This window comes from Paenalcaligenes suwonensis (genome assembly GCF_011290505.1).
GTDB lineage: Bacteria > Pseudomonadota > Gammaproteobacteria > Burkholderiales > Burkholderiaceae_B > Paenalcaligenes > Paenalcaligenes suwonensis.
Genome location: NZ_JAANPV010000005.1, coordinates 289954 through 308482, shown reverse-complemented (window position 1 = coordinate 308482; position 18529 = coordinate 289954). Strand labels below are relative to the sequence as shown.

General features: G+C 47.6%; 15 protein-coding genes, 1 tRNA gene and 1 rRNA gene. 11 read left to right on the top strand and 6 right to left on the bottom strand.

Annotation, left to right across the window (positions count from 1 at the left end; genetic code table 11):
• Nucleotides 1–130: 130 nt before the first annotated feature.
• Nucleotides 131–244 (top strand): 5S ribosomal RNA (gene rrf / locus GY634_RS10115).
• A 181-nt stretch (nucleotides 245–425) separates the two neighbouring features.
• Here rrf and GY634_RS10110 read toward each other — a convergent pair.
• A complete protein-coding gene (locus GY634_RS10110) occupies nucleotides 426–1445 on the bottom strand; it encodes an XdhC family protein (protein ID WP_166408407.1) in 1020 nt (339 codons plus the stop codon).
• 323 nt (nucleotides 1446–1768) lie between these two features.
• On the opposite strand from GY634_RS10110, the gene GY634_RS10105 reads away from it, so the two are divergent.
• The 7 genes from GY634_RS10105 (at nucleotide 1769) to GY634_RS10075 (ending at nucleotide 10875) form a co-directional block, all read left to right on the top strand.
• Nucleotides 1769–4774 carry a xanthine dehydrogenase family protein molybdopterin-binding subunit gene (locus GY634_RS10105; RefSeq protein ID WP_166408406.1) on the top strand — a complete coding sequence of 1002 codons (3006 nt, stop codon included), beginning with the start codon at nucleotides 1769–1771 and terminating at the stop codon, nucleotides 4772–4774.
• Nucleotides 4771–5610, top strand: a complete 840-nt coding sequence (locus tag GY634_RS10100; protein WP_166408405.1) for an FAD binding domain-containing protein — start codon at nucleotides 4771–4773, stop codon at nucleotides 5608–5610. Before GY634_RS10105 ends, GY634_RS10100 begins: the two co-directional genes overlap by 4 nt.
• A gap of 3 nt (nucleotides 5611–5613) precedes the next feature.
• Nucleotides 5614–6129, top strand: a complete 516-nt coding sequence (locus GY634_RS10095) for a (2Fe-2S)-binding protein (protein WP_166408404.1) — start codon at nucleotides 5614–5616, stop codon at nucleotides 6127–6129.
• Nucleotides 6122–7678, top strand: coding sequence for an AMP-binding protein (locus GY634_RS10090; RefSeq protein WP_166408403.1), 1557 nt, complete (start codon nucleotides 6122–6124; stop codon nucleotides 7676–7678). The genes GY634_RS10095 and GY634_RS10090 overlap by 8 nt, the downstream gene beginning before the upstream one ends.
• A gap of 20 nt (nucleotides 7679–7698) precedes the next feature.
• Nucleotides 7699–8505, top strand: a complete 807-nt coding sequence (locus tag GY634_RS10085) for an enoyl-CoA hydratase/isomerase family protein (RefSeq protein WP_166408402.1) — start codon at nucleotides 7699–7701, stop codon at nucleotides 8503–8505.
• An 82-nt stretch (nucleotides 8506–8587) separates the two neighbouring features.
• Nucleotides 8588–9880: a benzoate/H(+) symporter BenE family transporter gene (locus tag GY634_RS10080; protein ID WP_166408401.1), complete on the top strand. Its 1293-nt coding sequence runs from the start codon at nucleotides 8588–8590 to the stop codon at nucleotides 9878–9880.
• Between the two features lie 122 nt (nucleotides 9881–10002).
• The gene (locus tag GY634_RS10075) at nucleotides 10003–10875 is read left to right on the top strand and encodes a helix-turn-helix transcriptional regulator (RefSeq protein WP_166408400.1); all 873 of its coding nucleotides are present in this window, start codon (nucleotides 10003–10005) and stop codon (nucleotides 10873–10875) included.
• Nucleotides 10876–10927: 52 nt separating this feature from the next.
• Here the strand turns inward: GY634_RS10075 and GY634_RS10070 are convergent, their stop codons facing one another.
• Complete coding sequence (locus GY634_RS10070) at nucleotides 10928–11848, bottom strand: EamA family transporter (RefSeq protein ID WP_166408399.1); 921 nt, start codon at nucleotides 11846–11848, stop codon at nucleotides 10928–10930.
• Between the two features lie 187 nt (nucleotides 11849–12035).
• Nucleotides 12036–12653: a LysE family translocator gene (locus tag GY634_RS10065; RefSeq protein ID WP_166408398.1), complete on the bottom strand. Its 618-nt coding sequence runs from the start codon at nucleotides 12651–12653 to the stop codon at nucleotides 12036–12038.
• A gap of 134 nt (nucleotides 12654–12787) precedes the next feature.
• Here GY634_RS10065 and GY634_RS10060 point away from each other — a divergent pair, with 134 nt between their 5' ends.
• Nucleotides 12788–14236 carry an aminotransferase-like domain-containing protein gene (locus GY634_RS10060; protein ID WP_166408397.1) on the top strand — a complete coding sequence of 483 codons (1449 nt, stop codon included), beginning with the start codon at nucleotides 12788–12790 and terminating at the stop codon, nucleotides 14234–14236.
• Between the two features lie 7 nt (nucleotides 14237–14243).
• Here the strand turns inward: GY634_RS10060 and GY634_RS10055 are convergent, their stop codons facing one another.
• Nucleotides 14244–14609, bottom strand: a complete 366-nt coding sequence (locus GY634_RS10055) for an MAPEG family protein (RefSeq protein ID WP_166408396.1) — start codon at nucleotides 14607–14609, stop codon at nucleotides 14244–14246.
• Between the two features lie 86 nt (nucleotides 14610–14695).
• On the opposite strand from GY634_RS10055, the gene GY634_RS10050 reads away from it, so the two are divergent.
• Together GY634_RS10050 and GY634_RS10045 are read left to right on the top strand one after the other, a co-directional pair.
• Nucleotides 14696–14771: transfer RNA gene (locus tag GY634_RS10050), tRNA-Thr, on the top strand.
• Between the two features lie 191 nt (nucleotides 14772–14962).
• Nucleotides 14963–15295 (top strand): hypothetical protein, encoded by a 333-nt coding sequence (locus tag GY634_RS10045; RefSeq protein WP_166408395.1) that lies wholly within the window; start codon nucleotides 14963–14965, stop codon nucleotides 15293–15295.
• Between the two features lie 159 nt (nucleotides 15296–15454).
• Here GY634_RS10045 and GY634_RS10040 read toward each other — a convergent pair whose 3' ends face one another.
• Complete coding sequence (locus GY634_RS10040; protein ID WP_166408394.1) at nucleotides 15455–16474, bottom strand: hypothetical protein; 1020 nt, start codon at nucleotides 16472–16474, stop codon at nucleotides 15455–15457.
• 57 nt (nucleotides 16475–16531) lie between these two features.
• Nucleotides 16532–18358, bottom strand: a complete 1827-nt coding sequence (locus GY634_RS10035; protein WP_166408393.1) for an HSP90 family protein — start codon at nucleotides 18356–18358, stop codon at nucleotides 16532–16534.
• Nucleotides 18359–18529: the final 171 nt, after the last annotated feature.

Here is an 18529-nt window from a genome sequence, read left to right as displayed (position 1 = left end):
GTTCAAACAAATTTAGTAGTACAATAACGCAATCCCAAACATGAAACACTGCATCATACTGATGATGTAGTTGTGCTAATTCCAGATTTAGTTGACATGCTCTGTGTAGCATGTGAACAAACCAGTTACGCTTGACGACCATAGCAAGGTGGAACCACCCCTTTTCCATTCCGAACAGGACCGTGAAACGCCTTCGCGCCGATGATAGTGCATTTTCGTGTGTGAAAGTAGGTCATCGTCAGGCTCTTATACCAAAAGCCCCGCATCCAACCGATGCGGGGCTTTTTTACGTCTGCTGAAAAGGCACGCTACAGGCTGTTATAGTGTGACGCAAGCATAACGAATGGACTAGAGGCGTAATGCACAATGCATTCGGCGTTAATTAGAGCCTATAGAGGGGGCTTTTAGCTCCTTTATGGCTCTTGTTATGCGACTTGTTGTGACAGCTTCTCTTTAGCGTAGGCGACATTCATGCTGTTAGGGAGGGATAGGCCATTCTTAATGGCAATAATCTCTGCCATGAGGCTAATAGCAATTTCCGCAGGTGTTTTACTACCTATGTAGATACCGATAGGCCCATGTAATTTAGCGAGTTGTTCTACGCTTAAATCAAAGTGTTGCAGTAAACGTTCGCGTCTTTCTTGATTATTACGTCGTGATCCTATAGCACCTATATAAAAAGCCTTTGTGCATAGAGCTTCCATTAGGGCTAGATCATCAAGTTTAGGATCGTGAGTAAGAGCAACGATACAGGTACGGGCATCAGGTTTGAATGCGGTGACTACGTCATCTGGCATATCTGATAATAACGTGACGCCTTTAATAGAGATGCTGCTACGGTGTTCTGCTCTAGGGTCGCAAATAGTAACGCTGAAACCGCTGAACAATGCCATGGTAGCTACGTACTCGGTTAATTGGCCGGCACCTATCAATAACATACGGTACTCTGGCCCGAAACAGTTGCTTAGGCATTCTCTTGTGAAACTTAAAGGTAACGGAGCATCAATAGGCTGTTGTTGCACTATACCCGTTTCTAATTGCAGGTTACGCTGTACGAGCAGACCTTGATCTAATGTAGCAACTAGTTCAGTTAATGCATCTGCGTCGGGGTTGAACTCTACAAGTATCTCTAAGGTGCCGCCACAGGGTAGGCCGAACCTAAAAGCCTCCTCGGCGCTTAGGCCATAGGTGAGTAATCGTGGTGAGCTGTTCTCATGCAGAGCAGTTTTATCTTCACCGTTAGTATAGCGGTGTATGAGATCGTCTTCTATGCATCCTCCTGAAACAGAACCCACCACAGTCCCATCTTCACACAGAGCCATGATAGAACCTAAAGGACGTGGTGAGGAACCCCATGTGCGGATGACTGTAGCTAAGAGGGCTTTCTTGCCTTGATTACGCCATGCACAAAGTCTGCGTAATACTAGTACATCTAGGTTTTCCATAAAAATAATCTCTTATTCTTAAGCTGTAGTTAGTGTTGCACGGATGTTTGTTTGGACTGAGCTGATTGATTATGCCTGCATAGATGCATGAGATAGCCGAGGTAGGAAATAATAATCAGACTTAAAGGTAATTGAGCCGACTCTTAGGTAAAAGAGAGACGACTCTTCATTTATATACTGTTTCCAGATGTTTGCACTCTTATTTAACTCATCAAAATAAAGCACATAGTGAGTACAGGTAAGAGCAATACAGAGCCTGACAGCAACTAGAACGATTACAGCAAGTTGGTTGGTTCTGAGCAGGGTATTTTCGGAGACAGTGCATGAGCACAGTGGAAAGTATGCCAACAAACCCTACAAGCAGGTTTGTTGGGCAGAGAGTTGAACGCGTTGAAAGCATTTCTTTGTTACAAGGCAGAGGACGTTTTGGTGATGATCTAGCGATTAAGCCAGGCACCCTGCATGCGGCTGTCTATCGCTCAAGCTATGCACATGCACGGATTGTATCTATTGATGTGTCGCGTGCAGAAAAAATGCAAGGTGTACGCGGAGTCTTAACCTCGGAGGATGTGCGTGCATGGTCAAAGCCGTTTATTAACGGTGTGAAAGTGCCTATGGAAATGTGGGCATTGGCCATGGATAAGGTGCGCTATGTGGGTGAGCCTATTGCTGTGGTGATTGCCGAAGACCGGTATTTAGCAGAAGACGCCTTAGATGGCATAGCCATAGAGTTTGAATCGTTGCCCGCAGTAAGTAGTATTGATACGGCTATCTCTACGGGTGCTGCCATTTTGCATGAGGCTGTTGAAAGCAATGTATTGCACGACCGCTCGTTTGTGTATGGCAACCCTCAAGCTAGGTTTAAAGAGAGCGATCACAGCCTATCGCTAGATATTGAGTACCCGAGAAACTCCTGTACACCTATTGAGTGTGGGGTTGTTATCGCAGAGCACTTGCCAGGCGATGAAGGCTACGATGTGTGCTCAAACTTCATGGGGCCTTTCTCCATGCATGCAGTGATGTCGTTGGCACTCAAAGTACCAGGCAATAGATTACGTCACCGTTCTGCGCCAGACTCTGGCGGGAGCTTTGGCGTGAAACAAGCAGTGTTTACCGCTGTTGTGTTGATGTGTTTAGCCTCAAGAAAAGTGGGTGGAGCCCCAGTTAAGTGGGTTGAAGACAGGCTAGAGCATCTTAGTGCAGCAACAGCAGCAAATGGTCGTAAGGCGACGATTAGGGCTGCATTTGATAGCGATGGAAAAATTAATGCTATAGACCTAGATCAACTTGATGATGTGGGAGCTTATTTGCGAGCGCCAGAGCCAGCAACGTTTTATCGTATGCATGGCCTATTAACTGGGGCCTATCGCATTGCAGATTTGCAAGTACGTAATCGCGTGGTGGTCACCAATAAGATGCCTTCGGGCCTAGTGCGAGGTTTTGGTGGGCCGCAGGTGTACTTCGCTTTAGAACGTATGGTTCACCGCATTGCGCAGTATTTAGAGGTAGATCCGTTATCCATATACGAGCGCAACTTCATTCAGCCAGAAGCATTTCCTTACCGTGCTGCAGCAGGTGCTTTATTGGACTCGGGGGATTATCCGCGAGTTATGAAAGCGGCGATTGAAGAGGGCGGGTTGAAGGAGTTGCTACAACGACGGGATCAAGCCAGAGCGGAAGGTAAGCTATATGGCATAGGCTATGCCGCCATTGTAGAACCCTCTATTTCTAATATGGGCTATATCACTATTGCATTGACGCCCGAGCAGCGTGCCAAAGCAGGTCCAAAAAACGGGGGAATTGCATCTGCCACAGTGAGCATAGACTTACTGGGCTGTGTGACCGTGATTATTGCCTCCGCCCCGGCAGGGCAAGGCCATGTCACTGTGTGTGCACAGGTGGTAGCAGACGTGTTTGGGCTACAGCCCAAAGACATTAACGTCAATATTGATTTTGATACTAGCAAAGATGCGTGGTCGGTTGCCGCTGGTAATTACTCCAGTCGTTTTGCCGGAGCCGTGGCAGGCACCGTACACATTGCCGCAAACAAATTACGGAACAAACTAGCTGCTATCGCCGCAGCACAACTGCATTGTGATGTGGATGAGGTCAGGTTTGAAGCTGGTTATGTATTCCAAGACAGCAACCCCACTACCATCATTCCATTTGCTAGGTTGGCAAGTAGCGCGCATTGGTCGCCTGCGGAGTTGCCTGAAGGCATGACTCCCGCCATGCGCATCACGGAATTTTGGACTCCCGAAACCTTAGAAGCACCATCCGAAGATGATAGGGTGAATACTTCTGCGGCTTATGGCTTTGCATTTGATATTTGCGCTGTAGAAATTGATAAGCAAACGGGTCGTGTACGTATTGATAAATACGTTACGGCTCATGATGCAGGAACTCTACTGAACCCCGCGATGGCTGATGGGCAAATCCGAGGAGCATTTGCCCAGGGGCTAGGGGCTGCGCTGCTGGAAGAGTTTAGGTATGGCGATGATGGTGGGTTTCAGTCGGGTACCTTTGCCGATTACTTAGTGCCTACCAGTTATGAGGTGCCTGAGCCCGTCATCGTGCACTTAGAAACGCCTAGTCCGTTTACACCTCTGGGTGCTAAGGGCTTGGGTGAAGGTAACAACATGAGCACACCCGTGTGCATTGCTAATGCTGTAGCCGATGCCTTAAGCCCGTTACATGGTGAGCTGGATATACGTTTACCGTTAACACCTAACAAAGTGTTAGAGCTCATTGGTTTTGAGGATCCAGAGCCTTCTGGGGCGGTACAGGTACAAAAAACAGCGAAAAAAACAGGTAAAGCTCACGCGCTTTCTGCCTCGGGCAGTACACAAATTTCTGCTTCGCCAGAGCAGGTGTTTGATGTGCTTTTAGACCCAGTCGCTTTAGCAGCCGTGATTCCTGGTTGTCGTGAGTTGCAGCGTATAGGTGAAAACAAATACCGCGCGGACGTCACGATCAGTATAGGGATGATTAAAGCTAGATACGAAGCGACCATTGAGCTTTCCAATATTCAACGACCACATTCATTGCATTTGCAAGGAGCTGGTGTGTCATCGCTAGGTGGTGCAGACGGTGGAGGCGATATTGTTCTAGCAGCGAATGAGCACGGTACGTTGATGACCTATCACTATGCTGCGGAAGTGCAAGGGAAGGTAGCTGCTGTGGGTGGACGCATGTTAGAGGGGGCCGCTCGTATGGTGTTGGGGCAGTTGTTTGAACAGCTTGGCCGTCAGGCATCTGGAGGCCAAGTGGAGCAGAGAGTGGGCGGCTTGTGGTCTCGTTTGATGCGTTGGTTGAGGATGCAAAAATGAAGCCACTAGCATTTGAGTATAAGCGTGTGGAGTTCACTACCCAAGCCCTAGAGTGGTTACAAGAGGCCGGTGAGAATGCACGCATATTGGCGGGTGGGCAGTCGCTGGTGATTTTGCTGAACATGCGTTTAGCACAACCGACATATTTGTTAGATATCTCCCACTGCCAAGAGTTGAACTACATACGACAAGACAAAAACATGCTGTGCATAGGAGCTAGCACGACCCAAGCGCAATTGCAGTATTGGTCAGATTTATCGGTAGTGTCGCCCTTGTTAGCAGAAGCTATACCGTTTATCTCGCATTATCAGATTCGTAATAGGGGAACGGTAGTAGGTTCTATTGCCCATGCCGACCCTAGTGCAGAGTTGCCATTATGCCTTGCCACATTAGGCGGTCAGGTTGTATTGCATTCTCGGAAAGGTAGTCGAGAGCTACATGCTGCTGATTTTCAGCAGGGGATGCTGACTACCGCCAAGAAAAATAACGAGATGGTGACTGAAGTACGTTTCCCCGTTGCAAAGGAAGGGCATGGATACGCCTTTGATGAGTTTGCATTACGTCGAGGGGATTTTGCCATTGTGGCGTGTGCTGTTGAGGCAGGGCCTGAGTATATATGTCTAGGAGTAGGAGGCGTTGCCGATAAGCCGGTGGTAGTGCAATGGCCACGCAGTCAGCAAGCTCTCTTTTCGCAGTATTTGAATGACTTGGCTTGGGCGCTTCAAGCGCAGGATGACCAACATGCATCAGCAGCTTATCGGCGTCATTTAGTACGTGTGCTAGGACAGAAAACTATAGAGACGGCGATATCTCGTTGTTCACGAAAAGAGGGTTAGCCCATGTCGGCATCACAACATAACAAGCATGTAGTAGAGCTTAAGCTCAATGGGGTGGCCCGTAGAGGCTATGCAGAAGATCGTACATTGTTATCGGATTTTATTCGTCATGAGCTAGGGGCAACGGGTACGCACGTGGGGTGTGAGCATGGCGTGTGTGGGGCCTGTACGGTGCAGATTGATGGTGTGGCAGTGCGTTCTTGTTTGTGCTTTGCGCGCCAAGTAGAGGGGCGTGATGTCTGCACGGTAGAAGGCTTGGCTGATGAAGGCGACACCTTGAGTGCGTTGCAGCAAGCATTCAAAAAACACCATGCCCTGCAATGTGGGTTTTGTACAGCGGGGATTTTGATGTCTAGCGCTGATTTCTTACAGCGTTTCCCACAACCCAGTGAAGAAGAGGTTCGGGACATGTTATCAGGTCACCTGTGTAGATGTACCGGTTACACACCGATAGTAGCGGCGATCCTCGATGTTGCCGATCAATTAAAAGCAGAGAAAACGGAGACTTCGAATGCTTGATTTAGGAAGCACTTTTATACAGAGTGTGGAGCGTAGCCCCAACGCGCTTGCTGTAGTCGCAGATGGACAGCGTCTGACGTACTTGCAGTGGTTTGACAAGATTAGAGCCGTAGCAGGAGGTCTTGAAAAGCTAGGCGTACAGCATGGCGATCACATTGTAGTGATCATGCAGAATCGCTGGGAAATGGCGACTGTGCATTGGGCGTGTCAGCTTTTGGGCGTCATTATTACACCGCTGAATTGGCGCTCTAAAGCTGAAGATATCGAATACTGTATTGCTGATTCACAAGCCAAATTACTGATCCATGATGACTCATGTCTTGAGGCCATGCGTGAGTTACAGGTGTCGGCAGACATAGTGAGAGTAACGGCAGGTGATGTGTGCGAACTGAGCGGAGAGCGTTTTGAAAATTTGCTTCATGCCGCTCCAATAGATGCTGTGTCTCGTGCCAATGCTAATGACTACTCATTGATGTTGTATACGTCGGGTACTACAGGCAAACCCAAAGGCGTACCGCGCAGGCATAGACACGAGCGTGCCGCAGCATTGGCGCATGTAGCACAAAATTTGTATGCCAATGGTGAGCGCACCTTAGGCGTGATGCCCCTGTATCACACTATGGGTGTGCGTTCTCTATTGGCGATGGCATTGATTGATGGCTGCTTTGTCTGCATGCCCAAATTCGATGTAAGCCAAGCCCTTTCATTGATTGAGTCTGAAGGCATCACGAACTTGTATCTGGTGCCTACTCTCTATCACGACTTGCTGTCGCATCCAGCCTTCGCGGCAACGGATATTAGTCAGGTACGTAAGTTGGGTTTTGCGGGTGCCCCTATGTCAGAGGCGTTACTGAGAAAAATAGATAAAGCCTTTGCTCCGTCTTTGTTTGTGAACCATTACGGCAGTTCTGAGGTTTACACCATGGCAATCAATCAGAAAGCACAGCAGAAGGCAGGCTCTAGTGGTAGAGCAGGGCTGAACTGTAGATTGCGAGTGGTTAGGCTAGGAGGCACGAATCCAAACGATGTGCTGCAGCCCCTAGAAGAGGGACAGATCATTGCCCACTTAGATGGGGATGAGGCGTTCGAAGGGTATTGGAACCGCCCCGATGCAGATGCCAAGTCGCTGAATGGGAGTTGGTACTTCACAGGTGACATTGGTTACTTGGATAGGGATGGCGAACTGTTCGTGAGTGGTCGGGTGGACGACATGATCATTAGTGGCGGAGAAAACATCTCGCCAGTTGAAATCGAGTCTGTCATTTCACTGCACCCTGCAGTAGATGAGGTTGCCGTTGCTGGTGTGAAGGATGAGCGTTGGGGGCATAAAGTCGTGGCCTTTGTGAAGCGCCAAGCAGCAGTTAGTGCCGAAGAGCTAGACCAATATTGTCGCTCTACTGACCTTGCTAATTTCAAACGACCACGCGAGTACGTATTTGTTGCTGCTTTACCTAAGTCACCAGTTGGAAAAATTCTGAGACGTAAGCTGGTTTCAGGGGAGTACGACCTTGAGACCAGTACAGAGTCTTCGCTTCATGCCACAAATTGAGATCTATTAAGGATAGAAAAATGAGTCATATTACGCACCCTGCACAAACATTGTTGGATAACTTAGATGGTTTTACGGTAGACATTTATCCAGAGAAAAAACGTGCAGATATCGTGTTAGGACGCCCACCTTTCAACATCATTTCTATGTTGCAACGTGAGCAGTTGCGTCTAGTGTTTGAAGCGCTAGATACGAATGATGATGTGCAAGTGATTGTGCTGCGCGCCGAAGGTGAGCACTTTTCTAGTGGTGGCGATATACGTGGGTTTTTGGAGGCTTCTCCGGAACATGTGTCTAAGCTTGCATGGAATGTCGCTGCTCCTGAACGTTGCACTAAACCTGTAATCGCCGCAAATCGCGGTTATTGTTTTGGCGTAGGTTTTGAACTCTCGTTAGCCTGCGATTTCCGTATTGCGACCACCACTTCAGAGTACGCATTACCTGAACAGAAGCTTGGTCAAATCCCGGGTTCTGGCGGCTCTGCTCGATTGCAAAAAATGGTGGGTATTGGGCGTACTAAAGATATCGTGATGCGCTCACGTCGTATTCCAGGGGCACAGGCGTATGACTGGGGCCTGGTAGTAGAGTGTGTGGCCGATGATCAATTAGAAGTGGCTACAGACAAGTTAGTTGCTGAGTTAGTGAGGTTCTCTCCGTTAGCTCAGCGCACAGCGAAGAAGTTATTAAACGACAGTGAAGAAGCTTCGTTAAGTGCAGCTATTGAACTTGAAGGGCATTGCTACAGTCGCCTACGTAGTTCGGCAGACTTCCGCGAGGGAGTAGAAGCATTCCACGCAAAACGCCCTGCACATTTTATTGGGAAATAACAGAGAAGGCATCGATAGGACTAAATCCTTTCGATGCCTGAAATAATGAAAACAAAAAATATACGGCTTTCAGGAGACAAGCATGGACAGCCAAACAGTTGGGACAGCAAAAAATAGTACCCACAACGATCCAGTAGCCCCAGGTTGGCTATCAGGGTTAAAAGCGTTGCCCTCTGCCTTGAACTTAAACTCGTTCAGTGCAGGTTTAGTAGCAGCCATTTTCGGATGTTCTGGGCCTGCCTTGATTGTAATAGGGGCGGCACAGGCCGGGCAGTTAACCAATGGACAAACTGTTGCATGGTTGCTAGCTATTTATTTGTTGGGCGGCATTATCAGTTTGTTTATGGGCATACGTTATCGCATGCCTATTACGGGGGCCTATTCCATACCCGGAGCAGCCATTATGGTGGCAGCTTTTGCTAGCTTTTCTTATCAAGAAGCAGTGGGGGCGTTTATTATGGCTGGAGTCTTGGTGCTGATCTTAGGAGTTACCGGCGTGATAGGAAAGATCATGCGTTGGGTTCCTATGCCAATAGTAATGGCCATGATTGCAGGTGCCATGATTCGCTTTGGCATTGCTGCTGTAGAGGCTGTACGCGCTGCGCCATTGATTGCAGGGCTTGCCGTGATTGCCTTTTTTATTACCGGACGTCTGACTAGAAAAGTGCCGCCAGTCTTAGCTGCGCTAGTGGTGGGGCTTATCGCTACATTCGTGACCGGTGGTTTGCAAGAAGGAGCATCAACATTGGCGTTCGTCATGCCAGAGTTCACGGCCCCTGTATTCACGGTGGGCGCTTTTTTTGGCATTGCTGTGCCGTTAGCGGCATTGGTCATTGGTGCCGAGAATGCTCAGGCGATTGGTGTGTTGATGGCAGAAGGCTATAAGCCGCCTATTAATGCCATGACGGTAGTGAGTGGCGTAGGTGGGATTTTGGCTGGCATGATGGGTGGTCATAATGCCAATATTGCCGGTCCAATGACAGCGATTTGTTCTTCAGAGCAAGCGGGTGAAGATAAAGATAAGCGCTATGGTGCCACGGTGGTGAACGGTATTTTGTTTGGTGCCTTTGGCTTAGTTGCGGGGTTAGCGGTTCCTGTAGTGATGGCCTTACCCAAAGCATTGATTGGTGTGGTCGCTGGCTTGGCAATGATAGGTGTATTGTTGAGTGCCTTACAGGGGGCGTTTGGGCCTAAGCTTGGAAATCAAGTAGGTTCTTTTGTGGCCTTTGTTGTGGGGATGAGCTCACTTAACTTGCTAAGTATTAGCGCGCCATTTTGGGCGTTAGTCTTCGGTGTGTTAGCGTCATTACTTGCTGATAAAGTGATGAGCGAAAAGCCAGCTAAAGCAGAGCCATTGGCTAAAGTATCAGGGTAAAAGAGGATACGCTAGACACCTTGTGTACTTGAAGTAAATGATAAAATTAGGTCACAAGATTCAGCAGGTTAGTCGAACCTGCTGAAAGACTTTTCGCTGAGGATGTAGCCAAACTCTACGCCATGTCTACGGCAATCAAAATCTTCCAAGGAGCATTTGGCCGCGTCTCGTTGCTTGATATGAGCAAACCGCTGGTCACGCATGCTCACCATCATTGCCATGCTCTGATTAAAGTCAGTGGCGTGGATAGTTCGTTTTTGGTGAAAGGGCGCAGTCAGCCTCTGACTAAAGATAGTGTGGTGTTGATAAATGCGTGGGAGCCTCATGCGTACGAGCATACTCCTAGCGGTGAGGGGCGCTGTATTTTATTGGCGCTATACCTAGAGACTACATGGCTAAGCCAAGTTCTGAAGTCGCTTATGGTCAGTGGTCATCCTCAATTTTTCCCCAAGCCTTGTGCTGTTTTGCCGCCCGGTGCACGCAAGCTTGTTAATGCCTTAGCAGCAGAAATGTTGGTGTCTCAAGAAATAGCTGCTGATATTTTAGAGGGAAAGATTTTTGACTTGTTTATGGCCACAGCAGAGAATCACTCTTTGTTAAAAGATGCCTCGCAATTGTTGTCTGGTTTACGTACCCAGAGCATGGATCCACGTATTCGTAGAGCTGTAGCCAAAATGCGTGAGAATCTGCATTACGGTGATAATTTTGCCGAACTAGCGGCTGAGAGCGCATTGTCGCGTGCGCATTTCTTTGAGTTATTTAAGCGAAGTACAAATTTAACGCCCGCCGTGTATGCGAATGCACTACGCGTGGAAGCGGCTATTGCCGAGCTCTGTAAGCCGGAAATTCGTATAGGAGACATCTCCTACAATGTGGGGTTTTCTGCACCAGGTCATTTCACACGCTTCTTTCGTCAACATTTGGGCATTACTCCGGGCGAGTATAGGCGTGTGGTAGATCTGATGGAGAGTGGTCAGTATTTTGATAAGTTGTAAGCCCACTTGTCTAGTGTAGTGTATTAGCGAGTGGGCTTCATATGCCTAGATTTTAAGACCGCTTACTTCTATGCACTGACGCCAATGCAATAATGCCCGTCACCACCATAGCGCTACCAAATATTTGTCTACCGTTTAGGCTTTGCTCTAGCAGTATCCACGCCAATATGAGTGATGCTACCGGTTCAATATTTAAGGCTGGAGCATTTTGACTAAGGTTTAGTCTAGGTGTTAGTACAAACAAGCCTATAAATGCACAACTATAGAAGAAGCCCACAGCGATTAATGAGAACCAGCCCGCAGCATCGACAGGCAAGGCTGTGCCGCCTTCTAGGACACCGGTAAAGCTAAGCCCCAACATACTAAAGAATACGATGCCAATGGTGTAAAAGCTGCGCACAGGGCCATATAAATTGGCTAAACGGTTTTCGCTAATCCACAAAATAAAGGCAAAGCAGGTTGCGGCCCCAAAGGCAAAAAGCAGGCCCAAAAACCAAGTGCTGCTAAGTTGTTCGCTGTTCATGAACCACATAGGCGCATCCAGCACCCAGATCAGTCCAAATAAGATCATCCCCATAATGACAACCGAGGCTTTAGAGGGACGTTTACCGCTGACTGCCCAGTTCAGTAACGCCAGTAGAATAGGGAATGTGTTGGCGACTAGTAAGGCAATGCCCACAGGTATGCGTGCCACAGCCGAAAAAATACAGAAGCTTTGAAAAGCGACCAATAAGCCTAAGGTTAGTTGCCACGGCCATAGCTTGCGCTCAAAGCGCAATGAATGGCGTTGCCACAATAACAAGAGCGTAAGGCAAATTAAGCTCATGCCTGAGCGCCATAAAATGGCAGTTAATAAGCCTGCACCATGGTCAAACGCAATACGTGCTGAAACGTGGTTAGTGGCAAAGCCTGTGCCTAATCCTAGCAAAATAGGAATGGCGATATGACGTTTAAAAGGAAGTGGGGAGTTCATGCAGATACAGCCAGCTAGGAAAGAGAACAATCTTATTCATCTTATGACAGAGTGTGTTTTCTACCTAGCAGGCGATGGCTGTATATAAAGAAAGAGTGATAGATGTTGTAATAAAGAGGATTATTCCATGCAATGTCCATTCGTTGAACTGTTTAAACAATGCAGGAGCTTTCATCGCGAATAGCAGTTACACGGCTCTATAGGCGGTGAGAAGTTCTTCGCCGGCTAGCCATAGTGCTGTGAGGCCCATAATTAGCGCCATAGATACGTTAAATAGGCGTAGATAAGCAGGGCTTTGTAAGAGCTGTCGTAAGCGGTCACCCATAATGACCCAGACTAAAATGCAAGGAAAGTTAGTCACTATATACAGCAGTGAGACTTGTAGGTTATGGCTGAACACTTGTGCGCTGTCTTGTGTGCCAAAAAGTAGGGCAGTGTTAATGGCCATAATCCAAGCCTTTGGATTTACCCATTGGAAAGCCGCCATTTGTATGAATGTAAAAGGTTGGCTTTTCTTTTTGGATTCTGGGGCACTAGATTGGTAAATTTTCCAAGATAGCCATAACAAATACACACAGCCTGCTAATGCCAATGGTAGCCGCATTTGGCCTAGCCATTGCATCATTATGCCCAGAGCTTGCATGGTAATAAAGCACTGCAAGCCGGCTCCTAAGCTAATGCCTAAGCTCATTGGCAAGGTACGTTTAAAACCAAAGTTCACGCCTGACGTCGCTAACAGTAAATTATTAGGGCCGGGGGTTACCGACATAACGGCAACGTAGCTGATGAGTGCGGGGTTTATCATGGTGTTTCGGGCTAGATGAAAATGAATAAAGAGATATCAGCGTAAAGCAGGCACAAAAATAGGTACAGGCTCAGAAATTATCAATTATGATGGGTACAGTTTAAGGGTTGCTGTTTTTGATACTAGAGATCGCTATGCCAGAGTTACTACCCATATCTTCACAGCCTCGTTATCTGCGGTTAGCAGAGGGGTTAAAACACGCTATAGAGAAAGGTGTGTTCAATGCTGGTGGGGCATTGCCATCCATTCGCCAATCAGCGCAAAACTATAATGTAAGCATCAACACTGTTATTGCTGCGTATCGCTCATTAGAGGATCAAGGCTTAATCGAGGCGCGACCGCAGTCTGGGTTTGTGGTGAAGAATCAGTTGCCTAGTTTATTGCGTACTTTCGAGCTAGGAGCAGAGGAGGTTACCTCACCAGAATCGGTGCTGGGGCTCATAGAGCAAGCGTTTGTGATGCAGCAAGACCCTTCTTTTTTGAATCTATCCTTAGCATGCCCTGATAAGAACTCGGATCTATTTCCTAGGGAAAAGCTGGGGCGCATCATGAGCAGGCTGGTACGCCAGCAAGCGTCGTTGCTGTCCAGTTATGCCTTACCGCCAGGTAGTCTGACCTTACGTAGACAAATCTCGCGGCGTATGCTGAATCTGGGCGTGCTAAGCCATGAGAAAAATATTTGTTTAACTCATGGCTGTATGGAGGCTATTAACTTAGCGTTGCGTGCCGTCACTAAGCCGGGTGACAGTATTGGCGTGGAGTCACCAACATACTTTTATTTAATCCCTTTATTAAATGAGCTAGGGCTTAAGTTGGTGGAGTTGCCTACCCATGCGGAAACAGGGTTGTGTGTGGATGAGATAGAGCCGTTGTTAGCAGAAAAACAGCTGCAAGCCCTGATTTGTATGCCCAATTTGCACAACCCCTTGGGGTGTAGTATGCCTTTAGTGGCCAAGAAGAAATTAGCAGCCTTAGTGAATCAGTATCAGATCCCGTTGATAGAAGATGGCTTGTATGCCGAACTGCAAAGCCAAGGTGCACTACCTGCCGTACAGTCTATGGATGATGATGGTTGGGTAATTTTTTGTTCTAGCTTTAGTAAAACCTTAGCGCCTGACTTTCGTATAGGTTGGGTACACAGTACACGCTTTAATAAAAAAATACGTCAGCTAAAAAGTCTGTATTCCATAGCAGAGTCGCAGTTGTTATCCGAGACGTTAGGGGTGTTTTTAGAGGCAGGTGGCTATGATCACCATTTGCGTAAATTACGTAAAAACTACGCTAAGAATATGAACACTACGCAAGCGCTGATTGCTGAGTATTTTCCTGAGGGTACAAAGGCGACTAAGCCTGATGGCGGCTATTTGTTTTGGTTAGAGTTGCCAGAGAGCATTGATAGCTACGTGTTGTATCAACAGTTGCTGCGTGAAAAAATCAGTGTAATTCCGGGGCGTATGTATTCGGCCAGCGGTAGATTCAGCAATGCTGTGCGTATCTCGTGCTGTAACCCGGTAGATGAGCGCTATAGAGCAGGTTTTGCTCGTGTAGGGGAAAAGGTCAGGGAAATGCTGGCCTCATCCTAAACGGGACTTATACAAAAAGCAGGCTGATGTTTACGCCAAACGCAGCAAACCAGATCAGGCTACGTAATGACGACAGGTCGCGAATGTACAGGTAAATGTAGGCAACGCGCAAGATTACCCAGGCCCATCCCAGTTTCATGACTAACTCAGGAACAACAGGCTGAAAAAGCGCATAGAGGAAGGCTGCAAAAAAGAAGGGGAGGGCTTCAAAGGTATTGGCTTGTGCTGCGTTAGCACGGGCGCGCCAGCCTTCTTGTTTGGCTAACCATTCACGTGGAGTATGGTTCTGAAAACCTTTGCCCCCAACTTTGGCACTGACGGCCGCCAAAAACGGCAGAAAGGCCGCGATGATAAGAATCCATTTTGCACTCATGATGCGCCTCGTAAAAAAGGAAGGAAAGCTAAATTTACAAGCTCAGATGATGGCATTATAATTTTTGTTGTGTACAAACGCACCGTGCCGCTTTAGCTCAGTTGGTAGAGCAGTTCATTCGTAATGAAAAGGTCACCAGTTCGACTCCGGTAAGCGGCACCATCTACATTCAATCACTTACGCCAGTCCTCGTGGATTGGCGTTTTTGTTTTTGGTGACAGGCTGCGTCGCGTTAGATCTATTCACATCGAAATGGCGTACACTAAAAAAAGCCACCTAGACCGCATAATAGCAAGAACTTCACTATTAGATGCTTGATGTGTCATGAATGAATCTAAAAATTTCGCTTGAACATGAAAATAAAATACCTAGCAGGACTATGTGCAATTTGGGGCGTGATGCAAGTCACGACGGCAGCGGCACTCACGGTAGAGGATCGATGCGAAATTGTTGCCGAGGTAGCAGCATCCATAATGCAAGCAAGGCAAAATGGTACGGCTAGGGAGCCTGTGCTCGCCAAAGTTCAGGTGGAGGGCGAGCCTGATATAACAGAGTTATTTGAGGTGATGGTGCAAAATGCGTATGACACTGCAATAGAAGACAGTGGTTTGCGAAAAACTGAACTGGTCAAGGAATTCAAGAGCCAATGGCAAACTGCCTGTTTGCAGGGGACATCAGCACTATAGCGTACATATAGGAAAACACCCCAGGAATGACTGTTTAAGACAGCGTTATGGGGTGTTGTTAGCTGAGAGCTGGTAAATGCTCCCACTGATGCCAATGCTCATGATTTGACGGTGTTTTGTTCCGGCAAGCGCACTATCCCTACAAAAACATACCTCCCTTTAGCTGTACTGCGCTAATTGCGCTGCCAACTGTTGTTGGTAGAAGGTATTGCCATTTCTATTGTCAAAAGCTTGGGCTGCTTGTTGGGCATGTTGCAACGCTTCGTCTAATTCCATACCTACACTCATTGCTAGCCCCTGTTTTTTTGCCGCCTGTAGCAGCACAGCTACGGCCGCATAAAGGCGGAATTGGCGGAATTTGTTTTCGCTTTTGGGTAAGGTTTTGAGCTCGTTCTTAGCGATTTTCTCTGCCTCTTGCCACTGCTGGCTCGCTATCAAGTAGAGTATGAAATCGGCATTGGTGTTTAAGAACTCAACTTCGTCTTTGGTGAGTTTATAGCCTTTTTGAAAGCGTTCTTTTGCGGCTTCCTGATCACCTAAGTGCCAAAAGGATAAGGCCAACATCCCATTGGTGAGGTGGGGTACTTCGCCGCATCGTTGTCTGCCTGAGATCAAGGGCTTAGCTTTATCTACCGCTTCTTGGTAATTGCTATGGTAGAACTGAAAGTGCACTTCATCGTTGGTTTCGCAGGCGGCGCAGTCATTCATGTGATCTTTTTTGGCGGCTAGCCATTTTGCACGTAAGTGTAGTACTTCTTCGGGTTCGCCCATGCTCATCGCCACCATGGTGCGAATTTTGTAATAGGGTTTTAACGAGTATTGAAAGCCCTGATATTTCTGCTTCATATCTTCCAGCAAGTGGTCGATTTGAGCCTTAGAAATTTCGGGGAAATCTACAATGCTTAACGCTACCCATTTGTATTTCCACATGAGATCGTCTTCGTCTATGTAGATCTCTTTAGCTTCAAACTGTTTGATCATCCATGCAAACGCTAATAATTGCTTTTTGGGCATGCCTAAGGTGTAGGTCGCATCCATCAGCATTTCGCGTGCTTCGTAGCCGGTTTCTACATCATTTTCAGCGTCAGCAGCTTTCATGGCTTGTTCAAGTAGGCGCACGCCTTCTACGCTGTTTTCACCAACCTCGTAGGCTTGTTCTATGTAATCTTGAGCATTCATATATGTATTCCTTTGCAGTGCAGACTGGCAGAGGTAGGCTCTGCCAGTCCTAGTGTTTTATTTCATAGCTTTGATGATGTGCAGCAAGCCCTTGTTCATCAACGCGATTTCGTCTTTTTTCAGTGGGTAGTGCCCCATCAACAAGGCTTGTACGTACAAAACCTCGATCACGCTGGTGATGGTTTCTACGCTTCTCCCTGAGCAAAATACCGATTGCACTACCTCGTTGTGGAAGTTTAAGTACAACTGTGCGAGCGGCTCATTTTTGTCTTCTTGTAAGCTGCCTAAAATGCCACCAAATAAATCGTTGCTGGCCTCTGCAACGCGACCTAACTCACGTTCTGCTTGGTTTTTTTGACTGCAGATGTAGAGCATAGGGATGTCGTGGGGGCTGAAGTAGTTGAGCACGACCTCTAACTGATAGGCCTTCATGCGTTCATTAAGGCCGGCTAGCAAATCGGAAAAAGCACGTTCTTCTTCAGGGAAGAGTGGTTGGAATGCAAACTCTACGTCTTCGGCTTGGAAGAGCTTGAAGACATCGTGTCCCAGGATGCTGTTCAGGTGTCTGAGGATAGAGGAGTCATAAGCATAGCCGCCGTTAATCAGGGGCATTTGCTGTGCGCGTGCTACGTCAGCAATTTGGCGAAACTCATCCACGCTTTGGGTGTAATAGACCACCTCTGAACGAGAGAGCAGCGTTTGCAGGTTTTCCTCGCCATTTAAGGTGCGGAAATTCAGATGGGGGTAAATAAACTGCAGCAACTCGCTGTCTTCGCATGCAAGGGCTTTGAAGGCCAGATAGTGGGTGTTAAGTAAGCGTTGCAATTGCTTTTCTGGCATGGCTTTGATTTTCTGTTTCAGCGATGCTCCAAGCTCTTGGCTGACTCGATCTAGCGCTTCATTCTGGTAAAACGCCTCGCGTGAGGCCACGGGTTGTAGCTCTTTGGTCCAGATGACGGTGCGCGTGAAAAACGCCCACTCAGGCATAACTTCCTCTATGGCATCACTCACGAACATGCGGTTTAAGTAGGCGCGATGTAGTTTGCGTGCGTGGGTGCTGACGGCAAAAGGAATGACATATGCGACGGCAAAGGTATCGCCGCTTTCATTATGTAAGATGAAGTAGTCTTGCAGAGATCGCATGTCGTCTGCACCAAAAAGTAGACGTCCAAATTGCAGAATCTCGTTAGGGTTCAACGCTTGCAGATCGGCCAAGCTACCTACTTTATTACTGTGTTCGTTTATCCATAGGCGCGCGCGTTGGTCTTGAAGGTAGATAGGCACCTCTAAGCAGGCACCATATTGAAACAGGCATTCACGGATAGTGCGGTGCAATTCAGCAAAGCTCTCCGCGGCGATCTCTGCTTTGTAGGTTAAGTAGACGGTTGTGCCTACCTCTGGTCGCGCTTCTTGCGATAGTTCATGGATGTCATAGGTGCCATCACCTTTGCCGTTCCACTCAAGTACCGTGCCTGTTTTGGCTGAATGAGTGATTAAGCGAATTTGGGTGGTCACCACAAAGCACGATAATAAGCCTATGCCGAAACGGCCAATAAAGCTTTGCTCGTTGCTAGCACCAAAATTCTTTTCACCTTTGGATGAGCTGGCGATCGTGGCTAAAAAGATTTCGATTTCATTAGCCGTTAAACCAATACCGTTGTCAGAAAATACTAGGGTTTTGTGGTTAGAGACTTGGTCTTGTTGTAGCTCTACGTTGATCTCGCCTGCTTCAAATGCACTGTCCCACAATTTACGGGCGCGAATGGCATCGGTACCGTTTTGTAATAGTTCACGGATATAGACGTTTTGGTCGCTGTACAAGTGGTTGGACAGAATATCAATCATGCCTGCAAGGTTGACTTGGAAGCGGCTTTCTTGGTTCATGTAGGGGACTCAAGTATTTGGACGAATAAGAAACTTCATCATCCTAGAGAGTAGCCATTGAAATAACAAGCACGTTGACGTAATTTGAGATTTTAAATAGGCGCAATTCACCCGTCTGTATGGGGGGGGCTGACCTCGTTCATGTTGCTTCAATTGGGAGGGCGAGAGAGA

What these genes read in the sequence shown, in the direction of transcription:
- GY634_RS10095 (WP_166408404.1), top strand. Translation starts at nt 5,614, where the DNA reads ATGTCGGCATCACAACATAACAAGCATGTAGTAGAGCTTAAGCTCAAT.
- GY634_RS10040 (WP_166408394.1), bottom strand. Translation starts at nt 16,474, where the DNA reads ATGAATGCTCAAGATTACATAGAACAAGCCTACGAGGTTGGTGAAAAC.
- GY634_RS10090 (WP_166408403.1), top strand. Translation starts at nt 6,122, where the DNA reads ATGCTTGATTTAGGAAGCACTTTTATACAGAGTGTGGAGCGTAGCCCC.
- GY634_RS10110 (WP_166408407.1), bottom strand. Translation starts at nt 1,445, where the DNA reads ATGGAAAACCTAGATGTACTAGTATTACGCAGACTTTGTGCATGGCGT.
- GY634_RS10065 (WP_166408398.1), bottom strand. Translation starts at nt 12,653, where the DNA reads ATGATAAACCCCGCACTCATCAGCTACGTTGCCGTTATGTCGGTAACC.
- GY634_RS10080 (WP_166408401.1), top strand. Translation starts at nt 8,588, where the DNA reads ATGGACAGCCAAACAGTTGGGACAGCAAAAAATAGTACCCACAACGAT.
- GY634_RS10035 (WP_166408393.1), bottom strand. Translation starts at nt 18,358, where the DNA reads ATGAACCAAGAAAGCCGCTTCCAAGTCAACCTTGCAGGCATGATTGAT.
- GY634_RS10075 (WP_166408400.1), top strand. Translation starts at nt 10,003, where the DNA reads ATGTCTACGGCAATCAAAATCTTCCAAGGAGCATTTGGCCGCGTCTCG.
- GY634_RS10060 (WP_166408397.1), top strand. Translation starts at nt 12,788, where the DNA reads ATGCCAGAGTTACTACCCATATCTTCACAGCCTCGTTATCTGCGGTTA.
- GY634_RS10100 (WP_166408405.1), top strand. Translation starts at nt 4,771, where the DNA reads ATGAAGCCACTAGCATTTGAGTATAAGCGTGTGGAGTTCACTACCCAA.
- GY634_RS10055 (WP_166408396.1), bottom strand. Translation starts at nt 14,609, where the DNA reads ATGAGTGCAAAATGGATTCTTATCATCGCGGCCTTTCTGCCGTTTTTG.
- GY634_RS10085 (WP_166408402.1), top strand. Translation starts at nt 7,699, where the DNA reads ATGAGTCATATTACGCACCCTGCACAAACATTGTTGGATAACTTAGAT.
- GY634_RS10070 (WP_166408399.1), bottom strand. Translation starts at nt 11,848, where the DNA reads ATGAACTCCCCACTTCCTTTTAAACGTCATATCGCCATTCCTATTTTG.
- GY634_RS10105 (WP_166408406.1), top strand. Translation starts at nt 1,769, where the DNA reads ATGAGCACAGTGGAAAGTATGCCAACAAACCCTACAAGCAGGTTTGTT.
- GY634_RS10045 (WP_166408395.1), top strand. Translation starts at nt 14,963, where the DNA reads ATGAAAATAAAATACCTAGCAGGACTATGTGCAATTTGGGGCGTGATG.